This is a genomic window from uncultured Vagococcus sp. (genome assembly GCF_963518325.1).
Lineage (GTDB): Bacteria > Bacillota > Bacilli > Lactobacillales > Vagococcaceae > Vagococcus_D.
The window spans coordinates 42,648-62,603 of the sequence record NZ_CAUQJB010000015.1 but is presented as its reverse complement, the minus strand read 5'-3'; the positions used below and the strand labels follow the sequence as shown (position 1 = coordinate 62,603).

Sequence of the window (19,956 nt, the reverse complement as noted above, 5' to 3'; positions counted from 1 at the left end):
TTCAACAAAAGAACACTCATAAGAGCTCACTTTTCAAACTTTCAAGCAGCCAATATCATAGCCTTGCCTAATTGTTCGTTTACGACCATAGCCAAAATTGCCTAAAAAAAGGGAGCGCAAACCATAACAGTTGCGTCCCCAACTGTCCAACTAAATCTGACAGTTATTTATTTCATTTGGTTCTTCACTTCATCAGCAAAGTTTTCTTCACGTTTTTCGATACCTTCGCCAACTTCAAAACGAACGAATGATTTAACAGTCGCGTTTTTAGTTGCTACATATTTAGCAACAGTCGTATCAGGATCTTTAACGAATGGTTGGTCAACTAGACTAATTTCAGCCAAGAATTTTTGTAAGCGTCCGCCTACCATTTTCTCAACGATGTTAGCTGGTTTACCTTCATTTAATGCTTGTTCCGTTAGAACTGTTTTTTCATGCTCTAAGACTTCAGCAGGCACATCTTCACGTGTTACGAAACGAGGATTGATTGCTGCAACGTGCATCGCAACATCTTTCGCTACAGATTCGTCAGTAGTACCATCTAAGGTTACTAACGCAACGATTGTACCACCATTATGTAAATAAGCACCAAAAGCTTGATTGTCTGTTTTTTCAGCTACTGCAAAACGACGGAAGCTAATTCTTTCGCCAATTTTAGTTGTTGCTTCTAACACAATGTTTTCAATTGTGCCGTTTGGTGTTTCGATTGCCAACGCTTCTTCCATATTAGCTGGTTTGTTTTCAGCAACTAATTGAGCAATTTCTTTCACTAAAGCTTGGAACATGTCATTTTTTGCAACGAAATCTGTTTCAGAGTTAACTTCAACAATAGCCGCCACATTACCAGCGATATAAACGTTAGCTAAACCTTCAGCAGCAATACGATCGCCTTTTTTAGCAGCTTTCGCCATACCGTTTTCTCTTAAGTAATCAACCGCTTTGTCCATGTCACCATCTACTTCAACTAAAGCGCGTTTAGCGTCCATCATTCCAACGCCTGTTGCGTCACGTAATTCTTTTACCATAGCAGCACTAATTTTTGCCATTATCTTGTTACCTCCTAGTTATTATATACCTTGATTGTCATTTTAAAAAAACTGCCTCAAAGGAGGTCTGGGCTACTTAGTTTCGCCAACGGATCAATAGCCTTTGAGACAGTTTCAGTTTTAAGAATTATTCTGCAGCGTTGTCGCCTTCAACTACTTCAACGATTTCTTCGATTGAAGTTGCTTCTTCTGCAACGACTTCTTCAGCAACAAATGTTTCTTCCACAACTTCATCTTCACCTTGACGGCCTTCGATGATTGCGTCAGCCATTTTACCAGCGATTAATTTCACGGCACGAATAGCGTCATCGTTTGAAGGGATAACAACATCGATCTCATCTGGATCACAGTTAGTATCAACCATTGCAACGATTGGAATATTTAATTTGTGAGCTTCTTGTACTGCAATACGTTCTTTACGAGGGTCAACAATAAAGATAACGTCAGGAATTCTAGGCATATCAGCGATACCACCTAGGAATTTTTCAAGACGGTCGCGTTGTTTGTTTAAACCAGCAACCTCTTTTTTAGGAAGAACGTCGAATACACCGTCTTCTTCCATTTTGTTGATTTCTTTCAAACGTGAAATACGTTTTTGGATTGTGTCCCAGTTAGTTAAAGTTCCGCCTAACCAACGGTGGTTTACATAGTATTGACCAGCGCGGATTGCTTCATCTTTAATTGCTTCTTGAGCTTGTTTTTTAGTTCCTACGAATAAAGCAACTCCGCCATCTTCAGCAACGTTCTTCATGTAGTTGTATGCATCATCAGCAAGACGTACCGTTTTTTGTAAGTCGATGATGTAGATACCGTTTCTTTCTGTAAAGATGTATTTCTTCATTTTCGGGTTCCAGCGACGAGTTTGGTGTCCAAAATGTACACCAGCTTCTAATAGCTGTTTCATTGAGATTACTGCCATGTTGTGTTTCCTCCAGTTTGGTTTGTATTTTCCTCTCTTAAGTTCTACTGTGTGAAGAACTCTAGTGAACTAGAGCACCGCTCCACGCATCCCTTAAGATGTGGTTTAGTTGATTCTGCTTTATTAACAGAACCTTTAACAGTATAACCTAGCCATCAAAACTTTTCAAGTCTTTTGGAAGAGGTTTTTAATTTTTATCATTAAGATATTTCGCCAATCTAACCAAAAAAATGGCAGACAGTTCCGTTATTCTAAAACTAAGCTAGGATCAGCGTTTAAAGACAAGTCAGCAATCTGTCCTTTTTCAGCCGCCACAAAAGCTGCTGCTCCAATCATGGCTGCATTGTCGCCACACAAGCGCAATGGAGGAACGATTAGGTCAACATCTCGAAGCACTTCTGCTACCTCTCGGGAAAGCGCCGCCCGCAATCCTTGATTCGCAGCCACGCCACCAGCCATCACCAATTGTTTAACCTCGTATTCTTGACAGGCTCGTATGGTTTTTGACACTAGCACCTCCACCACACTAGCTTGAAAACTGGCCGCCAAATCAAGTCGATCTAAGGCCTCTCCTTTTTGTTCTGCGTTATGGACACGGTTGATAAACGAACTTTTAAGCCCACTAAAGCTAAAATCAAAATTAGCTTCGCGCATCATGGCCCGTGGAAAATCAAAGGTATCCTGTCCCTGGTGAGCCAATTCATCCAATTCTTTGCCACTGGGATAAGCCAATCCCAACACGCGACCAACTTTGTCATAGGCCTCACCAGCCGCGTCATCTCGAGTCTCTCCAATAATCTCGTAGGATCCGTGCTCTTTCATATAGACTAATTCTGTATGACCACCACTTACTAATAAGGCCATCATTGGAAATACCAAAGGCTTCACAAAACTTGCTGCGTAAATATGCCCCGCCATGTGATTGACAGGAATCAACGGTAAGTCATTGGCCCATGCAAATGCTTTAGCTGCTGTAATACCAATCAGTAAAGCCCCGACCAGTCCGGGGCCCTCTGTTACAGCAACTGCGCTTAATTCTTCAGTTTTCACCTCTGCTTCCAGTAAGGCTTCTTCCATGCACCATGTTATTTGCTCAACATGGTGACGACTGGCCACTTCCGGTACAACACCACCAAACCGTTTATGACTTAATATTTGCGACGCCACAATATTCGATAAAATACTGTCACCATCTTCTATCACTGCAACACTGGTTTCATCACAACTGCTTTCAATTGCTAAGATCAATTTACGTTTCTTCTTAAAAATACTCATCACTATACTCCCTACTGTTTAAAGCTTCTTACTGTTATTTTCGATTTGCTCCTAGTCACTTGCTTCCCAAGACATAACCAGGCCATCTTCTTTTGGCTGATGATAATAGGCTTTTCGTCGACCGATTTCTTTAAAGCCCACTTTTAGATAGAGCCCAATAGCGGGATAATTAGTTTCTCTAACCTCCAAGAAAACTATACGTATCCCTAAAAAAGCCATTTTAGACAATCCTTGACTTAATAACTCCTGCGCCAGGTTCTTTCCTTTATACGCCGGAATAGCGGCGATATTGATTACTTCAGCCTCATCTAATACTAAATGAAAAATCAGATAGGCTACTATTTTAGATTCTTTTTCAACCAATAAGTAATAACTACTAGGATTTTCAATATCTGCTAAAAATTGGGCTACCTGCCAAGGTGAACCGTAATCAAAGGCCTCTTGACTTAATTCCCACAGTCGTTCTGCTAATACATGCTTATCATAGTCTTCTTTATAACGAATCATTCGCTTTCCTCAAAACGATAAAACATATCGAGAGCATCTTCGTTATTGCTGTGATAATAACGTTTTTTCACCGAACGAGACACAAAACCAAATCGTCGATAAAGCCGTTGGGCGTCCATATTACTCACTCTCACTTCCAATGATAATGATTCATAACCACTTTTCATAGACGCCTCTTTCACTTCCGTCAGCAATGTGGTTGCAAGCCCCCGTCCTTGAAATTCCTTTGACACCGCAATATTGGTAATATGGCCATCTTCATCATCAAAGCGGGTACCAATAAAAGCCACTACCTCTTGATCGTATTCCACCAAGAGATAAAGAACAGCTTGAGGTCCATTTAACTCCGATAAAAAAGCCGTTTTGCCCCAAGGGACTTCCCCTTCATATACTTCTTTTTCAATGGCGATTAAATGACGAATATCAGTATATTTCACTTCTCGAATCAAGTAAGGTTCATCCAGATAGTCTATCTCCTTCGGTAAGTAGACAATTTGTTTCGTAAACAAGACGCGTACCTTATCAAAAAAATTAGATTTTTTCGACATAGCTTTCCCTCTGTTCGTCATGATTCGCCAACCAATTTTCTTCCGCTTCTACTAACTTTAAATACTTTGGCACAAATGACTCAATGGGAAGGACTGGCTTCACCTCTATGCCCAGCTTGGCCAAACTAAGACCATTCACTTCATTTATCAGCCACTGTTCACTGACACTTTCCGGATACACCTCAATTAAGCTTTCTTTAAAAGCAGCCACATCTGTTCCAACAAAACGCAATTTTCCATCTAATTGCTGCAACTCTTCAAGCCAAGAAGCTAATGCCACGTGACGATCTGCCATGATTGAAATCAGCTTGCCCTCTTGCCACTGATACACTCCTGTATAAACATTTTCTCGACGAGCGTTGAATAAGGGCACAATATACCCGCTAAAATCAACCGAATTGGCAGCCAGTGCCGCCAAACTTGAGACACCCACTAAATCAATCCCCAAGGTCCACGCCAGGGTCTTAGCCGTTGTGACCCCAATCCGTAAGCCTGTATAGGAGCCTGGCCCTTCTGCTACAATAATTCTGTCTAGCTCTTTAGGACTAATTTTATTTTCTTTCATTAAAAAATCAATTGCCGGCATTAATACTAAACTATGATTACGATTAGTTGTCCCTAAATACTGGCCAATCACTTGATCATTCTCACAGATTGCCACAGCCAAAGCTTGATTAGATGTATCAATAGCTAACACTTTCATTTATCCCATTCCTTCACTATGAATTCTTGACTATTGTAGCACATTCTGAATAAACAGTAAAAAGTCATTGCCAATAATCAGCCATGACTTCCCCATTAAACTTTTCTAACTAAACCCTAGTAGTCCAGTAGACGGCCTTCGTCATGCCAGGCACCGTACATCTTATTAGCGCGGGTTTGTTCAACCAATTTATCTAAACGTTTATCAAAAAGGAGCCGATCTTTCTTGTAACTTTGAATGGTATCAATTCTGATTTTTTGATAGAGCGTTGGGAATTCTGAAAAAAGTTGATCAAGACCTTCCATTTGCAACCGTTCTTCAATGATTGGATCCACAACAAAAGCGGCTAAAGACATTTCAGGCAGGACAGCTTCACCTTTTTCCGTCATTAGTCCCAACTTTCTCAATCGTCTCACCCGTTCTTTATTTAACTCAGTCCATAGGCTTCGTTTGCCTCGAGGCGACAGACGCTGAAACACTTGACCTTCAACCTTCTTTTTAGTACTATCAATCCAACCAAAACACAGGGCTTCTTCTACCACATCTAAATAGCGCAGAGTCTCTTCCTTTGACTTAACTGTGGCTCTCACCCAACACTCTTTTTCACTATCACTATTTTCGACCAACCACTGCCGTAGCTCGCTACGGGTCGTAGCAGTTAACATATTTGTCATCTCCATAAGCTTACCTCATTCCTCCCATTATACTCTTCGCCTTATTTTACCATGAATCACGCTCTTTATTGTCTTCAGCCAATTCCCTTTACCTAAAATAAGGTCACATTAGTCCACTTTTGATATTTTCCATAATAACATCGGTTAAGAGAAAAAAGACGCAAGAATTGGCTTCTCACGTCTCGAAAATTAAATTGTTTGTACCGATTGGCGTTCAACTAACTCTGAAGCAATCGTGATTTTTTTAGGAACAGGCGCCTCCTGCTGTAATGATTCTAAAATAGTTTGCACCGCTAATTCACCCATCCACTCTGTGTAAACTTTAACAGTAGTTAAGGCCGGTGATAGATATTTCGCCACACTAATATCATTGAAACCAATGATACTTATGTCTTCCGGCACTCGTTTCCCCGCCTCTTGCAATGCCCGAATAACACCAATCGCCATGGCGTCGTTCGAGACAAACAATGCAGTCGGCAAGGTCACCTCAAGTTCCAACAACTCTTGCATTTTTTTGAATCCACCATCGACGGAAAAATCACTTTCCCAGACAAATTCGTCATGATACAGATTTTCTTGCAACAATTTTTCGCGAAAATAAGCCAGTCGCTTATCAGAAATCCGTTCTTTTTCTGACTTGGTCCGCTCAACCCCTGCTAAAATCCCAATATTGCTATGACCTTTACTTAATAATAAATCAATGGCTGCAGTCACGCCTTGGTTAAAATCCACGACCAACGAATCAAAGCCAAATGCCATGGCATCAAAATCAACAAATAACAAATTGTCCGTTTGCTTGCCAAACATCGCAACTTCTTTAGAAGAGAATTTACCAAGTGCTAACAAGCCATCTGCATCTTGCACCTCATCCAAAGACTCCAATGTCACTTTTAATATTTCAATACCTAGTTCCTCGGCTTTTTTCTCAATGCCCATACGAACGGCCAAGTAATACAAATCTTCTAATTCTTCTTGGTCTTCATACCATTGAATTAAAGCTAATTTACCTGAATGCAACTTAGGTTGACGCTTATGTTTCGTATAGTTCAACGCCTCAGCCGCTTCAAATATCCGCTTTTTCGTCCCATCACTAACCGATAATTCACTGTCGTAATTTAAGACTCGAGAAACAGTTGCAGGTGAGACTTTTGCGCGTTCTGCGATATCTTTGATTGTGGCTATTTTACTCACCCTTTCCTTTTCTTCTCATCTTACAAGCCATCAGTAAATTGGCGGAAGCCAGTTTGACCCGCTTCATCTCGCTTAAAGACTCCAGCATCTTCCAATACTCTAGCAAATATCAAGCCGACTTCTTGCAAAACCTGTTGGTGAATCGAATCCGCACTGATAGTTAAACGAGATTTTAACTCTTCGGCCCAAGGTAAATGATACTCCGCCATGTGATTTTCGTGCCCTAATAAATAACGCTCCACTTCTAATAATTCTTCTTTTAATCGGGGCGGTAAAACAGCTAATCCCATGACTTCAATTAATCCGATGTTTTCTTTTTTTATGTGTTGTACATCATGATGAGGATGGAAAATCCCCTCAGGATGTTCTGAGGAAACATTATTGTCTCGCAACACTAAATCCAGCTCGTATAACTCATCCACTCGACGAGCAATCGGGGTAATCGTATGATGAGGGGTTCCATCTTCGGAAAACGCCTGAATTCCAAGGCCCTCATTTGAATGCTGTTTCCATTGCTCCAAAATATAATAAGAAGCTTGAATCAACTGTTGTTTATTATTACTTTGGAGGCGAATCACAGACATTGGCCATTTAACAATACCTCCACTCACTTCTTTAAAGAGTGGCAAAGCAATTTCCGTCTCTATGGGCGCTTTGGCCATTGCAAAAGTGTGCCTTCCACCCTGATAGTGATCGTGAGATAAAATAGACCCGCCAACTATCGGGAGGTCCGCATTAGACCCTACAAAATAATGAGGAAAAATTTCAACAATTGTTAACAAACGCTTAAAGGTATCTTGGCTAATAACCATTGGCCGATGTTCTTCCGACAAGAAAATACTGTGCTCGTTATAATAGGCATAAGGGGAATATTGAAGTCCCCAACTTTCGCCTTCAATGTTCATCCGAATCAAACGATGATTCGTTCGCGCCGGATAATTCAAACGCCCCTCGTATCCCTCATTTTCCATGCACAGCATGCATCTAGGATAGTTAGCAGAGGGTGTCGATTTCTCTAAGGCAATCTGTTTGGAATCCTTTTCCGGCTTAGATAAATTAATGGTAATTTCTAATTCACCATACTCTGTCTCAACAGGAAACACAATGTTGCTAGCAATTTCTCTCGTTTTAATGTAATTATTTTGACGACTTATATCAAAAAAGTAATCCGTCGCATCAACTGGATCCTTATCATAACGTTCTGCAAACAACGCGTTCACGACGGAAGGCGGTGGTGTCAATAAATCACCAATTTTCGCTTCTAATATCTCACGTTCCGGAAGCGAATCGCCTGTAACCTGATTGCTGATTCCCACTTCAACTAATGCATCCAATAATTCCAGTCCAGCTCTAGGTTCGGCTCGTTCCGCTCCTAAAAATTCACTCTCACCAATCAAACTTAACAGGCGATTACGTAAATATAGTCGATCCATTTCCATCCAACCACCTGAGCGAATGGCGAGAGTCGTATATTCTTCAACTAATTGACTAACAGACACACTACTCTCCCCTTTCTAATCGTCATACCCAGCTGGATGAGCTTGATGCCACTGCCAAGCTGATTCAAAAATTGTGTCCACATTGGTATGTTCAGGACGCCACCCTAATAGCTCCTGAGCTTTGGCAGCAGACGCTACCAAGCTAGCAGGATCACCTGCCCGACGTGGACCTATTTTAGCTGGTATTTCTTTCCCAGTGACTTTTCGAGCCGCTTCAATCATCTGCTTAACAGAAAAACCTTCACTACTACCTAGATTAAAGATATTACTCGTCTCTTCCTTAGCCAAATACTCCAAGGCTAAAATATGAGCATTACACAAGTCAACCACATGAACATAATCACGGATGTTAGTCCCATCTGGCGTCTCATAGTCTTCACCAAAAACCGTAATTTCAGCGCGTTGACCTAAGGCCGTTTGCAAAATAATTGGCACCAGATGGGTTTCTGGCTTGTGATCTTCACCAATACTGCCATCCAGTTTTGCTCCCGCTACATTGAAGTAACGCAAGGCCACGTATTTGATGCCATGTGCCACATCCGTCCATTTCATCATTTTTTCCATCATTAATTTGGTTTCACCATAAGGACTCTCTGGATTCGTTGCTGTCGTTTCTTTTATCGGGTTCTCCTTAGTCTCACCATAGGTAGCGGCGGAAGATGAAAAGACAATTTTCTTAACAGCAAACTCGGCCATTACTTCCAATAAAATTTGAGTGCCATAAACATTATTGTTAAAATATTTCAAGGGGTTTTCCACAGACTCGCCAACAAGAGAACTGGCTGCAAAATGGATAACTCCTTCAACCGTCTCTTTAGCAAACACCTCTTGCATAAACTCTTTGTCACGAATATCCCCTTTATAAAAGCGCGCCTTGGGATGAACAGCCGCCTTATGGCCTGTCAGTAAATTATCGATCACCGCTACATCATAGCCTTTTTCAATTAATTGATCCACTGCATGGGAGCCGATATAACCTGCTCCACCCAATACTAAAATTGTCATTAATATCCCACTTTCTTTGTATCAGTCATTTTATTCAATAAGACCCATCTTACCTCATCCATTTTACCAAATTACCTGTCAAATAACTACGATAGTTTGCCTGCACCATCGTGAATCAATGCTTTATAAAAATCTGCCTGGTAGCCGATGGCCTCTTGATAGGCTTCACCGACTTCCTTAATAAAATGATCCAACTTACTTTCTTTGACCAAAGCGATGCTACAGCCACCAAAACCAGCACCTGTCATGCGGGCACCTAAAACTCCTGGTTGTTTTTGAGCCGCATAAACCAAGGTATCCAATTCAATCCCTGTCACTTCATAATCATGTGCCAAAGATTCATGAGAAGCATTTAACAACAACCCAAATTCCTCTAAACGATTTTCCTCTAAAGCCGCCTTCGCTTTTAGTGTTCGCTGGTTTTCCGTCACAGCATGACGAGCTCTTTTAATCAATGTCTCATCGCCAATTAACTCAATATTCGCTTCAAAGGTCTCATTATCCAATTCACCTAAGGCTTTGATAGCCAGTCCTTTTTGCAAACGAGCCAAGGCCTCTTCGCATTCACTGCGACGTTCATTGTATTTTGAGTCAGCTAACTCACGACGCTTATTCGTATTCATAATGGCAATCACATACTCACCTAGTTTAACAGGGACCATCTCAAATTCAAGCGTATTAGTATCCAGTAAAATTGCCATATCTTTTTGTCCCATACCGATGGCAAACTGATCCATAATTCCAGAATTTACACCAATAAATTCATTTTCCACTTTTTTACCAATTTTGACCAGTTCTAACATGTCCATCTCCAACTTCATTAAATCACGGACAATAACACCTGTTAGTAATTCAATGGACGCAGAGGATGACAAACCAGCACCATTAGGAATATTGCCATAATAATAAGCATCAAATCCTGACTCAATTGGATAACCAGCTTCCTGAATATACTTGATCATTCCTTTTGGATAATTAGCCCAATTATCTTCTTTGCGATAGTTCAATTGGTCTAAACTAAACTCAATAATGCCTTTTTCAGGCAAGTTCTCCGAAAACAATCGGACGATTCGATCCTCACGTTTACGAACAATCCCATAAGTACCCATGGAAATCGAACAAGGGAAGACATTCCCCCCATTGTAATCCGTATGCTCCCCAATTAAATTAATTCGTCCCGGTGCAAAAAAAGTACCTTCACTCACTACGTTAAACCTGTCCTTAAATGCCGCTTGAAGTCTTTCCAACATCTAGTAAACCTCCCAGTAAATTATTTAGTAAACTTATTATAAATCATTTTCACTTATTATTCAAGTCACAAAAAAACTGAGCATTTCAACATCGCTCAGTCCAGTATTTTCCGAATAATTCCAGCAGCATTTTCAGCACCATCAACCTGATTCATTAATTGAGGCACATTTTTAGCTTTTTCAATAAAAGCTGGTCCCTGTAATTTATCAAATACTCTCTTTAAATCCTCTACATTATGCTGTCCTTTTCTTAATTCAACGGCATTACCATAAGCCTCACATTGCTTAAGGTCAGCACGCAGCTCACCTCGTACCCCTAATCCTGCAAATGGTTTCTTCACCACCATGAATCAGCGCCAACTCAGACAAGTTAACCCTATCCGCCGATAACCACTACATCAACTTTGCAATCATTGATCGACTTAATTTCTGACTTCCTTCGTTGATTCAGTAGGTCATAGGAAATCGGCTGCTTTAGTCTTTTAACTGGTCAAAGTTCATCATTTTTTGGCAATCCGCCTCTGACATTTTAGGCTCTAAATGTTGGAATTCAAAACCACCCTCTGTAATTATTTCAGAAATTTTGTCTGAGTAGCTAGAAAATAAACACTGATAATCCACTTCCAATTCCTTGGCAATTTCTAAACAACGAGTCATTTTGACTAAATTTAAGGTTTCTGGGGCAAATAAGATAGTTTTCATAGGGTTACTCGTAAGACGAGATGGTCATTATTTGGGTAAAACAATCACCCTCAATTTTCGTCTCTCTCTCTACATTATGACATTTATTCACAATCTTTTGATAGCTTCCTAAGCCTAGTCCCCGGTTATCTCCTTTAGTCGAAAAACCACTTTGCCAGATTTCCTCTGTCAGTTCACTCTCACCAAAAAGATTTTGGACCATAATGACTAATTCCTCTTCCTTTTGTATCATACCCATAATCACCTCAGGCTCTCTCAAGCAAACCACTGCCTCCATCGCATTATCCAGCAAAATACCCAAGCAGCGCACTAAATCAGTGACTGGCATCCAACACTCTTTTATCTCATTTTCTACCACAAGACTAAAGGTAATTTGACGGTTCTCCATTTCGACTAACTTTGCGAAAACAAGACTGCGAATATCATCAACGCCAATTGCCGAAAGCCGTGTCGTTTGCCTAATATTAAGTTCAATTTCCTTATAGGCTTCTCCCACTCCATTAAGTAATTGAGCATGCCCCTCTTTTATCCATTCATCAGATCCATCAAGATAACCTCTGCTTAATTCCTTTTGATACTCGTTCTGCAACAATCCCATTTCCGCTTGAATAGCTTCCAGTCGCTTCATATAGGTTGCCTGCTGAAGAATCGTCGTTTGACCCGTCATAATTTGAGCATGTTGATAATGATGATTAACCTCTGTTGTCGTCAGCATCACCAACAAAAAATAAAAAGTTATCATAAATGCCATCACTACCAGACTGGAAGCACTGCTGTCTATCCGAAGCATTCCAAGTGCATGCTCCTTAATCACAAAAGCTCCCATCCGATTTACACCATAAGCCATCATCGCCGCGATAATCACAGCTTTCCGACAGAAAATCAACCTTACCTTTTTCAAGAAAGACGGGCGCCTATAAATTATGTAACCACTCAATATCCCCAGCATCAGACCAAATGGAACCAGCGATTTAAGGTAAACCAACAGATTCAGACCATTCCCTACTGAAGTAACACCAAAAGTACCTGTCATAGTAGGAACGATGCTAAAAAATAAATAGGCCAAACAATACAAGCCCATCAAGTACCAATAATTATGACGGAAAATCAGCTTAAGAACTAAAATAATAGCTAATAATTCACTGACAGTCAGCAATGACAGGCTGACCAGACTATAATCAACTTGATGCCAATGAATTATCACAACTTGTACCAACGCCACTGTTCCAATTAGTAAAAGCTTCGTTTTTAACGCTAGTTTCCCCTCTTCTAGTTCACTAAATAAAGCTACCACCGATGTCATATAAATCAAATTTGTTAGTCCAGTCATCATAAACTCAGCAAACCCATTCATGCCAAGACCTCCCTCTTTCACCTGATTAGACAATTGTTAATGATTGGATCAAATAATCGTCTTCCTTAAATCGTCGACGGGCAACCTGACTATATTGACGAAGACTATCCTTCTGATGACCCCGTCTAAACTGCTCACCCTCTTTAGCTATATATTTGACGATCACTGACAGTCGTGTTTCCTCTTGAAGTAAAACCAAGTGAACAGTCGGTTTTTCTATAGGCAAAACAGTCATGATAGCTTCATCTAATACACGATCCAAGTAGTCAATTAAATCAGCAATGGGAATTCCACAAGTCGACACCGTTGAAAATACTTCAAGATTTAATTTGATTTGCTTGGCTTCCATCTCAACCAAACGCCTTAATACTAAGTCCTTGATTTCCATAATATCGATAGCTGTCAATTGATTAATCTGCCGTATACTCGCAGCTAATTCATCGTCTAAACTCGTTAGTGCCCGGTTAAGATACCCTTCAACTTCATGAACACCTTGATTATTGCTATACCGTGTACTTGCCACAATATTTTTATAATCATGTTGTAACAATCGCATTTTATGCTGAATCCCTTCTAAGCGTTTAACCTGGATCTCCTGTTGCCAAATCCTTGTCTGTTGATTCTTAAGTAGCTGAGCCTCAACTAAACTATTTGCGAAAATATTGACCACCGTATACAGAAAAATGCCTGAAACGATTAAATAAACATGAATTAACAAGCGACTGGACATTAAATCTGCCCCAAGCTGCTCCCGTAAAAAGACATCAAGATGAATCGGCAAGTGAGTGTAAGCCAAATCCACAACAATTGCCACCACTACCATCTTCCTTAATTGAAAAACCTGCCATAATTTTGTTAAAAACAACTTAAATCTCATGACAACTACAACAACAAGCGACATAATCACCCCTATGAAACAATAGGCAAATAAATGAGCTGGAACCAACGACCATTCATCTAAAAAAGAAAAACGGATGACTACAGCGACGCCCTCAATCATTTGGAAAAAAACCGAAAAAAAACTAGCCATTCCAACCACCGCCAATCCGTCATTCCCAACATAACCTCTAGCTAAAACTAACAAACTGCTAAGATACAAGCAGGAAATCAACACCATCCTACTACTTGAAATCACAGGTTGGGTCAAATCAGTCAAAACTGATCCAATAAAACCATTGCTAAGGCTAGCTATTAGGATAAAACTTGCTTGTTTCTTAACAGAATAACTTTTTTGACTTGCATAAAAGACTAAAATAAAAAGTGGTGCCACAGAAATAAAGGAACCAACTAAATTAAGCATGTATAATTCCGCTACTGATATTTCCATCTAACTTCCCCTAACCTGGTTTTTATGTCGACGAACTAATTCCCTCTTCACTATTTGACAGAATCATTTATTTGTTCAAAAAACGAATACTAGTTAATAATAAAGGTTAGTTAAATAATAAACAAGTGTTTTAAGAATATTCCAACAATTCAGGTCGTTTTTCTTACCTTTTAGCCAATTTCTCCCTCTTAATCTAGCTATCTGTTAAAATAAACCTCAACAAAGAAAGGAGCCTTCTATGATTCAATCGGTTATTGCCGTGGCGCTGATTGTGGTTTTTATCCGCAATTGTTTGACAGTCACTCACCATCTAAAAGTTCTAAAAAAAGCATTTACCTTAACCGCTACTGTCAGCTTAATATGTCTAATTATTGAATGTTTAGCCTTATCTTTTAACGACAATTTCCTATTAAACATGACAGTCCAGACTATTCTATTACTTATTACATTAAGTTTCAGCTCCTTTTACATTCTCATTAGCTTAATTCCTAAACATGTTTTGTCTCTACTTTAAAAGCTGCCAGTTCTGGTTGCCGGTTAATGGTCACACCAAAAGGCCCTTTCACCAATCAGTAAGGATTAGTAAAAGGGCCATAAGTTTATTTACTTAATTTTGACAAAGCTGCTTCATCAGCAATCACATAAATATTAGCATGATCTTGTAACGCACTAGCGGGGCAATCGGTTGTTTTAGGTCCTTCGATCATCCCTTTAAGAGCCTCAGCTTTCGCTTCGCCATAAGCAATCAAAATGATTTCTTTGGCTTTCAAAATCGAACCAATCCCCATTGAATAAGCTTGGGTTGGCACATCTTCTTTTTTCTCAAAGAAACGTTTATTTGATTCGATCGTAGATTCTACTAGATCAACCTTACGAGTAGTTGAATCAAAAGGTGCTCCTGGTTCGTTAAAACCAATATGACCATTTGTCCCAATGCCTAAGACTTGAATATCAATTGGGTTGTTCGCGATTATTTCGTCGTAACGAGCACACTCCGCATCGGCATCCAGGGCCATGCCGTCTGGCACATAAGATTCTTTAAATGGTTTGGCATTAAATAAATGTTCATTCATAAACGTCCGGTAGCTTTGGCTATCGGTCCCCTTTAATCCCACATATTCATCCAGATTGATGGCAATTAAACCGCTGCAATCTAAGTCGCTTTTTACCATTTCTTCATATAATGTCACAGGAGTGCTTCCTGTTGCTAATCCTAATACATTAGCATTGTTCGCTTCTATTCCTTGACGGATAAGTTCAAACGCTTTTTTACCGCCTTCTATTTGGTCTTTAACTGCAATAATATTCATCAGTGACGTCTCCATTCTGCTATTTGGTATAGTCCAATTATAAAATATTATTTCAGTAAATACAAGCCCAAGGCTACATATTATTCAGGAAAAATAAACAAATCTTCAATAGGCGTCTTAACAACACGTGATATTTCCACCGCTAATTTTAAAGATTGCTTATAAGCGCCTTTTTCTAAACGAAGACTAATTTTTCGCTAATCTACTACTAAACCAAAAAACACCCTCTTCCACGATGGAATCAAGGTGTTTTTCAACATACAAATTTACTTTCAAACTTACTGGACCTACTCATAACGATCTGATGTATTATGATTAATTACTACCGAATTGACAAACGACATAATCATCGCCACTAAAATAGCTATCCAAAAACTTGAGAAGCCAAAGTTATGCTGGCCAATCAGACTAGACGTCATGGTTAGCATTAACGCGTTAATTACAAAGCTGAAAAAACCAAGGGTAATAATCGTAATCGGCAATGATAACAGCAATAATATCGGTTTAACAAAACCATTTAGAATCGATAATATGAAACTTGCCATCACCGCAATCAGAAAACTATTAACATGAAACATATCGTCAGGTAACAAGACTGAGAGTGAGATAAATGTCAACGTATTAACAATCAAACGTTGAAAATACGACATTAGAAATCGCTCCAATCATCGTCGTTGACTTTTTCCGCCTCTTTACGTTTCGTCGCTTTTTGCTCCTTACCATATCCATGATAACTTTGATAACGATCACGATTTTGTTGGTTTTGATTATAGGGTCCATTATAGCTGTTCGCATTACTACGATCGCTTGGCATAATAATCATCAATGCAATATACAACATAAAGCCTGGGAAACCAGCCGTAAATAGAGCTAAAATAATATAGACCACCCGGATAATTGTTGGATCAATTCCGATAAATTCACTAATCCCACCTAGTACACCAGATACGACCACATTGTTTTTTGATTTAGTTAATTTCTTTTTCATATCTCTCTCACCTCTTCTGACATTATCGTTAAACCTCGGTGTAAGAAAGAGCTCACGCTCCTTCTACACCATTTCTGTTTCTTATTTTTGTTATTACTGATCTGTATCTTTCAAATAGACACTGCCTGTCGTTGTGCTCAAACGAATATAAACGGTTTGTTCTTCATTATAACGACGGAACTGTAACATTTGATTTGTTTTTTCTTTCTTCTCGCGAATCACTTCAAATTCGCTAATACGATTTTTAATACTGCCTAAACTTGTTTTCGCAAGCCCTTCAATGCCGACTTCTTTGGGAACTGCCACTTTAATAGCGCCGTTAACCACTTTCGCTTCGATTTTTTTCAAGTTTTCTTTTTGAGCAGTGACCTTGATATCGCCATTGACATTAGAGATATTAGCATTTTCAATTTTAGATTGAATGACGAAGTCACCGTTAACGGATTCAGCCAAGAAGTCCATGATATCACTATCACTAACCGTCACATCACCATTAACACCTTCTACCTCTAACATCGTCGCTGTTAAATTCTCAAAACTCATATCACCGTTCGTACTCTTCATAAACAAATCTTTCGCTTCCAAGCTTTCCACATTCACGTCACCATTCAATAATTTAACAGAGATGTGATCGTAAACGCGTGTTGGTAAGTAGAAATGTAAATCTGCACGGATTCGTTTATTTGGAATTTGGAATGAAATGGTTTCATCATCCACATCAATTTGACTTCTTTCTAAGAAAGCTTCAAAAGGCGTATCGGCATCCATCTTACCATAAAGTTTAATATCAGCCACGACTTTTAAATCTTCTGATTCCCAAGTACTGAAGGTTACTTCACCATTTGCCACCTTCACATCAATTAATGATGCAGCAGTTTCAGGGTAATAAAATTCATGTTGGAAGCTATTAGTTGCCACTCCCGGAACTTTGATGTTGATGTCTTTCCAATCAACGTTATCGTTCACAGTTTCTGTCACTGTTTTAATGGTGTCTTTAAAGAAACGGCCTAATTGACTGCCAGCTTCTCCCATCTTACGACCGAATTGCGTCCCAGCTTCACCCATTTTTTGGCCAAAGTCATTAAATGACTCTTCCCAATCATTCGGAATTTCAAATTTCTTGGACCATTGCTCGCGGGTCCCTTCTTTTTGTTCTTTTCGAATGGTTTTTAATTTTTCTTCAAACGCTTCTTTTTCAACTTCTAATTGGGTTTTGTTAGCATTTAAGTCGCTGATTTCTTCTTCAATCTTAGTCCGTTCAGCCACTTTGTCTTCTGCTAACTCATCCAATTCTTCAATAGTATTAAGAACCATTAACTGCTCTTCTTTTTCTTTGATCGCTGCATTAATACCTTGAATCTCAACATTCACTTCATCTAACTCAGCAGATGTCTTATTCGCTTCTGTTGCTAACTCATCTAAAATCTTTTCGAGACGTTGACGGTCTTCCTCTTCATTAGCAGCAAATTTTTGAAAAGCTTCTTCTTCAGCTTCTTCCAAGTCTTTTTCAGGACCGAATAAATCACTCTCATCAAACGGTTTGTCTGCTGGGCTTTCAGTACTTGGTTTCACTGGACCTTTTTTAACGTCCTGAGCTTCTTTTTTGACGATTTTTTCGTCTTTTTCAGTTGCCATATTTTCTAACAAGACCAAAGCCTCTTCAGTAGTGATGATACCTTGTTTAACTAGTTCAAATACTCTTTCTCTTTCTTTCATAACTATATAGCCTCCTTAGCTAATTACCTTCATATAAAAGAAGTATTCCTTCTTACATACTTATTATGCCTTGTTTTCATTCAATTGTCATAGGACTTAAGATGGATTTATTCTTCATTTGATAGTCTTACTACCTCTTAAGACCTAAACCGATTGCCTAACTCAAAACACCTGCCTAACCTCCTTCATCTCTGATTACTTGACTTAAGTGTACCTCAGATCTCCACCAGTCTCAATCCTCAGCCTATGAATTCACAGATATTTCAATATTTCACTTATCAGCTCTCAGGCGTCTAGAATCAAACAGCACGTTACTATTGAATCCCTTCCCATAGAGTGTCGCACAAAAAAAGAAGCTATCATTACGATAACTTCTTCTATAGTATGTATTAGTATAGACCTAAGTATGGACCTGGATCAACAAAACCTGACCAAGAACCAGTTGTGGCAATACCGAAATGTAAATGGACCCCTGTTGAGTTACCAGTTGTTCCCATCAGACCAACCACTTGGCCAGCACCGACCGTTCCACCTGACACTGAAATTGAGTTCAAGTGCAAGTAATAAGTATAGTAGCCATTATCATGTTGAATAATGACATAGTTCCCTGCACTGCCATCAAAGCCAGACGACACAACAGTACCACCACGACTTGCATAAACAGGATCGTTTAAGTTTCCTGCAAAGTCAATCCCATCATGACCATTTCCAGAAACACCATTTGGATCAGGTCGATTACCATAACCACTTGTCATGATTAAGCTTGGCAGTGGGTGTTGGAAATCACCAGACCCTTGAGCTGGACGGTTTGCTGGTTGATTATCTTTATCATCAGGCATTACTTGTGTATTAATAGTACTAATTTCTTGAGCGATAGCCACACTTGTTTTAGCGGCTTCCTCATCACGTTTCTTTTGTTCAGCTGCTAATTTAGCTGCCGCTTCCGCTTCTTTTTTGGCTTGTTCTTTAGCCAAACGTTCCGCTTCGGCTTTGCGTTTTTCAGCTTCTTCTTTTTCTTTTAACAAGCTAGCTTTTTTAGACTCTTCTGTCGTTAGACTAGCTGCCACTTCTTTGGCTAAAATCGCTTGATCGTATTGTTTAGCCGTCATTTCTTCTTGCTTAACTTTCAATTCTTCAGTTAAGGCAGTGACTTCCACAATTTTCCCGTCAACTACTACTTTTTTATCAGCTAATTCTTGTTTATCTTCTTGTTGAGCCGTCATAATATCATTATTGGCTGAAACTAACTTTGAATAAGCCCATGAACGCGTAATCGCATCAGAAATGCTGTCTGACTCAAGCACAACATTTAAATAGCTGTTACTTGATGTATTAACTTGAGCTGAACGAGCCTGCTCTTTAATTTTAACATTCCGCTTTTCAATGGCATTTTCCAATTTGGTTATTTCAGTATTTAAGTTATTCAACTCTTGCTCAAGCTCGCCCTTTTTATCTAAAGTCTCTTGAACTTGTGCTTCAAGATTTGCTACTTCAGTATTTAAGGCCTCCAGAGTCGCTTCCGCTTCCGCCTTTTGCCCCTTAAGAGTTTCTATTTTATTGGTTGTATGATTAATTTCATTGTCAATCGTATCAGCGGCAGCCATTAATGGTGAAGAGGCGCCGATAACTAGCACTGATAACAGGGTGATATATTTATTCTTCATATAATTAGTTTACCTCTTTATTATTTTTTCCTACATATAAGACTATAACATAAAATCTCATGATACAAAGTTACAGTTCTATTACAAGTTTTCGCCTTACTTTACAGCCATAATCAGCGACTTTAGCAATAGGTATCTTGCTGCAGGATTGAACTAAGTGTAACACGCGACAAACACAAACTTGTGTCAATAATCAGTGGTTCATCACTCATTTTTTGACATTTATCACACTCCTAACTCTGTGAATTGTCAAACATTCAAACATATAGTTTAACGGA

20 protein-coding genes are annotated in these 19,956 nt (G+C 39.4%); all 20 read right to left on the bottom strand.

The window, feature by feature from the left end; translation table 11 throughout:
• Window positions 1-167 precede the first annotated feature (167 nt).
• Window positions 168-1,046, bottom strand: a complete 879-nt coding sequence (tsf, locus tag RWN13_RS13255; RefSeq protein ID WP_314064412.1) for a translation elongation factor Ts — start codon at window positions 1,044-1,046, stop codon at window positions 168-170.
• A 127-nt stretch (window positions 1,047-1,173) separates the two neighbouring features.
• Complete coding sequence (gene rpsB, locus RWN13_RS13250) at window positions 1,174-1,965, bottom strand: 30S ribosomal protein S2 (RefSeq protein ID WP_314064410.1); 792 nt, start codon at window positions 1,963-1,965, stop codon at window positions 1,174-1,176.
• A gap of 246 nt (window positions 1,966-2,211) precedes the next feature.
• Window positions 2,212-3,240, bottom strand: coding sequence for a tRNA (adenosine(37)-N6)-threonylcarbamoyltransferase complex transferase subunit TsaD (gene tsaD / locus RWN13_RS13245; protein ID WP_314064407.1), 1,029 nt, complete (start codon window positions 3,238-3,240; stop codon window positions 2,212-2,214).
• Window positions 3,241-3,291: 51 nt separating this feature from the next.
• On the bottom strand, window positions 3,292-3,747 hold the full coding sequence (rimI, locus tag RWN13_RS13240) for a ribosomal protein S18-alanine N-acetyltransferase (RefSeq protein WP_314064405.1): 456 nt from the start codon (window positions 3,745-3,747) through the stop codon (window positions 3,292-3,294).
• Window positions 3,744-4,295 carry a ribosomal protein S18-alanine N-acetyltransferase gene (gene rimI, locus RWN13_RS13235; protein ID WP_314064402.1) on the bottom strand — a complete coding sequence of 184 codons (552 nt, stop codon included), beginning with the start codon at window positions 4,293-4,295 and terminating at the stop codon, window positions 3,744-3,746. Before rimI (RWN13_RS13235) ends, rimI (RWN13_RS13240) begins: the two co-directional genes overlap by 4 nt.
• Window positions 4,279-4,998, bottom strand: a complete 720-nt coding sequence (tsaB, locus tag RWN13_RS13230) for a tRNA (adenosine(37)-N6)-threonylcarbamoyltransferase complex dimerization subunit type 1 TsaB (RefSeq protein WP_314064399.1) — start codon at window positions 4,996-4,998, stop codon at window positions 4,279-4,281. Before tsaB ends, rimI (RWN13_RS13235) begins: the two co-directional genes overlap by 17 nt.
• A 116-nt stretch (window positions 4,999-5,114) precedes the next feature.
• On the bottom strand, window positions 5,115-5,678 hold the full coding sequence (locus RWN13_RS13225; RefSeq protein ID WP_314064396.1) for a thymidylate synthase: 564 nt from the start codon (window positions 5,676-5,678) through the stop codon (window positions 5,115-5,117).
• A 183-nt stretch (window positions 5,679-5,861) separates the two neighbouring features.
• Window positions 5,862-6,854, bottom strand: coding sequence for a LacI family DNA-binding transcriptional regulator (locus RWN13_RS13220; protein ID WP_314064477.1), 993 nt, complete (start codon window positions 6,852-6,854; stop codon window positions 5,862-5,864).
• Window positions 6,855-6,883: 29 nt separating this feature from the next.
• Window positions 6,884-8,362, bottom strand: coding sequence for a UDP-glucose--hexose-1-phosphate uridylyltransferase (gene galT, locus RWN13_RS13215; RefSeq protein WP_314064393.1), 1,479 nt, complete (start codon window positions 8,360-8,362; stop codon window positions 6,884-6,886).
• Between the two features lie 15 nt (window positions 8,363-8,377).
• Entirely contained in the window at window positions 8,378-9,367 is a 990-nt protein-coding gene (galE, locus tag RWN13_RS13210; protein WP_314064390.1) for a UDP-glucose 4-epimerase GalE, read from the bottom strand.
• 86 nt (window positions 9,368-9,453) lie between these two features.
• Complete coding sequence (locus RWN13_RS13205; RefSeq protein WP_314064387.1) at window positions 9,454-10,617, bottom strand: galactokinase; 1,164 nt, start codon at window positions 10,615-10,617, stop codon at window positions 9,454-9,456.
• A 95-nt stretch (window positions 10,618-10,712) separates the two neighbouring features.
• Window positions 10,713-10,964: a hypothetical protein gene (locus RWN13_RS13200; protein WP_314064384.1), complete on the bottom strand. Its 252-nt coding sequence runs from the start codon at window positions 10,962-10,964 to the stop codon at window positions 10,713-10,715.
• Window positions 10,965-11,091: 127 nt separating this feature from the next.
• Window positions 11,092-11,319 (bottom strand): hypothetical protein, encoded by a 228-nt coding sequence (locus RWN13_RS13195; protein ID WP_314064381.1) that lies wholly within the window; start codon window positions 11,317-11,319, stop codon window positions 11,092-11,094.
• A 4-nt stretch (window positions 11,320-11,323) separates the two neighbouring features.
• Window positions 11,324-12,673, bottom strand: coding sequence for a GHKL domain-containing protein (locus RWN13_RS13190; RefSeq protein WP_314064378.1), 1,350 nt, complete (start codon window positions 12,671-12,673; stop codon window positions 11,324-11,326).
• Between the two features lie 25 nt (window positions 12,674-12,698).
• Window positions 12,699-14,000, bottom strand: coding sequence for a hypothetical protein (locus RWN13_RS13185; RefSeq protein ID WP_314064375.1), 1,302 nt, complete (start codon window positions 13,998-14,000; stop codon window positions 12,699-12,701).
• 599 nt (window positions 14,001-14,599) lie between these two features.
• Window positions 14,600-15,310 (bottom strand): glucosamine-6-phosphate deaminase, encoded by a 711-nt coding sequence (locus tag RWN13_RS13180; RefSeq protein WP_314064372.1) that lies wholly within the window; start codon window positions 15,308-15,310, stop codon window positions 14,600-14,602.
• A 287-nt stretch (window positions 15,311-15,597) separates the two neighbouring features.
• The gene (locus RWN13_RS13175; RefSeq protein ID WP_314064370.1) at window positions 15,598-15,960 is read right to left on the bottom strand and encodes a phage holin family protein; all 363 of its coding nucleotides are present in this window, start codon (window positions 15,958-15,960) and stop codon (window positions 15,598-15,600) included.
• The gene (locus RWN13_RS13170) at window positions 15,960-16,298 is read right to left on the bottom strand and encodes a PspC domain-containing protein (RefSeq protein ID WP_314064367.1); all 339 of its coding nucleotides are present in this window, start codon (window positions 16,296-16,298) and stop codon (window positions 15,960-15,962) included. The genes RWN13_RS13175 and RWN13_RS13170 overlap by 1 nt, the downstream gene beginning before the upstream one ends.
• A 93-nt stretch (window positions 16,299-16,391) precedes the next feature.
• Window positions 16,392-18,014, bottom strand: coding sequence for a daptomycin-sensing surface protein LiaX (gene liaX, locus RWN13_RS13165; protein WP_314064365.1), 1,623 nt, complete (start codon window positions 18,012-18,014; stop codon window positions 16,392-16,394).
• Window positions 18,015-18,403: 389 nt separating this feature from the next.
• A complete protein-coding gene (locus RWN13_RS13160) occupies window positions 18,404-19,678 on the bottom strand; it encodes a peptidoglycan DD-metalloendopeptidase family protein (RefSeq protein ID WP_314064362.1) in 1,275 nt (424 codons plus the stop codon).
• Between the last annotated feature and the right edge of the window lie 278 nt (window positions 19,679-19,956).

Excerpts from the sequence above, each read along its gene's own strand:
- tsaB (WP_314064399.1), bottom strand. The coding sequence starts at position 4,998 with ATGAAAGTGTTAGCTATTGATACATCTAATCAAGCTTTGGCTGTGGCA.
- RWN13_RS13225 (WP_314064396.1), bottom strand. The coding sequence starts at position 5,678 with ATGGAGATGACAAATATGTTAACTGCTACGACCCGTAGCGAGCTACGG.
- RWN13_RS13180 (WP_314064372.1), bottom strand. The coding sequence starts at position 15,310 with ATGAATATTATTGCAGTTAAAGACCAAATAGAAGGCGGTAAAAAAGCG.
- RWN13_RS13160 (WP_314064362.1), bottom strand. The coding sequence starts at position 19,678 with ATGAAGAATAAATATATCACCCTGTTATCAGTGCTAGTTATCGGCGCC.
- RWN13_RS13170 (WP_314064367.1), bottom strand. The coding sequence starts at position 16,298 with ATGAAAAAGAAATTAACTAAATCAAAAAACAATGTGGTCGTATCTGGT.
- RWN13_RS13190 (WP_314064378.1), bottom strand. The coding sequence starts at position 12,673 with ATGAATGGGTTTGCTGAGTTTATGATGACTGGACTAACAAATTTGATT.
- rpsB (WP_314064410.1), bottom strand. The coding sequence starts at position 1,965 with ATGGCAGTAATCTCAATGAAACAGCTATTAGAAGCTGGTGTACATTTT.
- RWN13_RS13200 (WP_314064384.1), bottom strand. The coding sequence starts at position 10,964 with ATGGTGGTGAAGAAACCATTTGCAGGATTAGGGGTACGAGGTGAGCTG.
- rimI (WP_314064405.1), bottom strand. The coding sequence starts at position 3,747 with ATGATTCGTTATAAAGAAGACTATGATAAGCATGTATTAGCAGAACGA.
- RWN13_RS13185 (WP_314064375.1), bottom strand. The coding sequence starts at position 14,000 with ATGGAAATATCAGTAGCGGAATTATACATGCTTAATTTAGTTGGTTCC.
- liaX (WP_314064365.1), bottom strand. The coding sequence starts at position 18,014 with ATGAAAGAAAGAGAAAGAGTATTTGAACTAGTTAAACAAGGTATCATC.
- RWN13_RS13205 (WP_314064387.1), bottom strand. The coding sequence starts at position 10,617 with ATGTTGGAAAGACTTCAAGCGGCATTTAAGGACAGGTTTAACGTAGTG.
- galE (WP_314064390.1), bottom strand. The coding sequence starts at position 9,367 with ATGACAATTTTAGTATTGGGTGGAGCAGGTTATATCGGCTCCCATGCA.
- tsf (WP_314064412.1), bottom strand. The coding sequence starts at position 1,046 with ATGGCAAAAATTAGTGCTGCTATGGTAAAAGAATTACGTGACGCAACA.
- rimI (WP_314064402.1), bottom strand. The coding sequence starts at position 4,295 with ATGTCGAAAAAATCTAATTTTTTTGATAAGGTACGCGTCTTGTTTACG.
- RWN13_RS13195 (WP_314064381.1), bottom strand. The coding sequence starts at position 11,319 with ATGAAAACTATCTTATTTGCCCCAGAAACCTTAAATTTAGTCAAAATG.
- tsaD (WP_314064407.1), bottom strand. The coding sequence starts at position 3,240 with ATGAGTATTTTTAAGAAGAAACGTAAATTGATCTTAGCAATTGAAAGC.
- RWN13_RS13175 (WP_314064370.1), bottom strand. The coding sequence starts at position 15,960 with ATGTCGTATTTTCAACGTTTGATTGTTAATACGTTGACATTTATCTCA.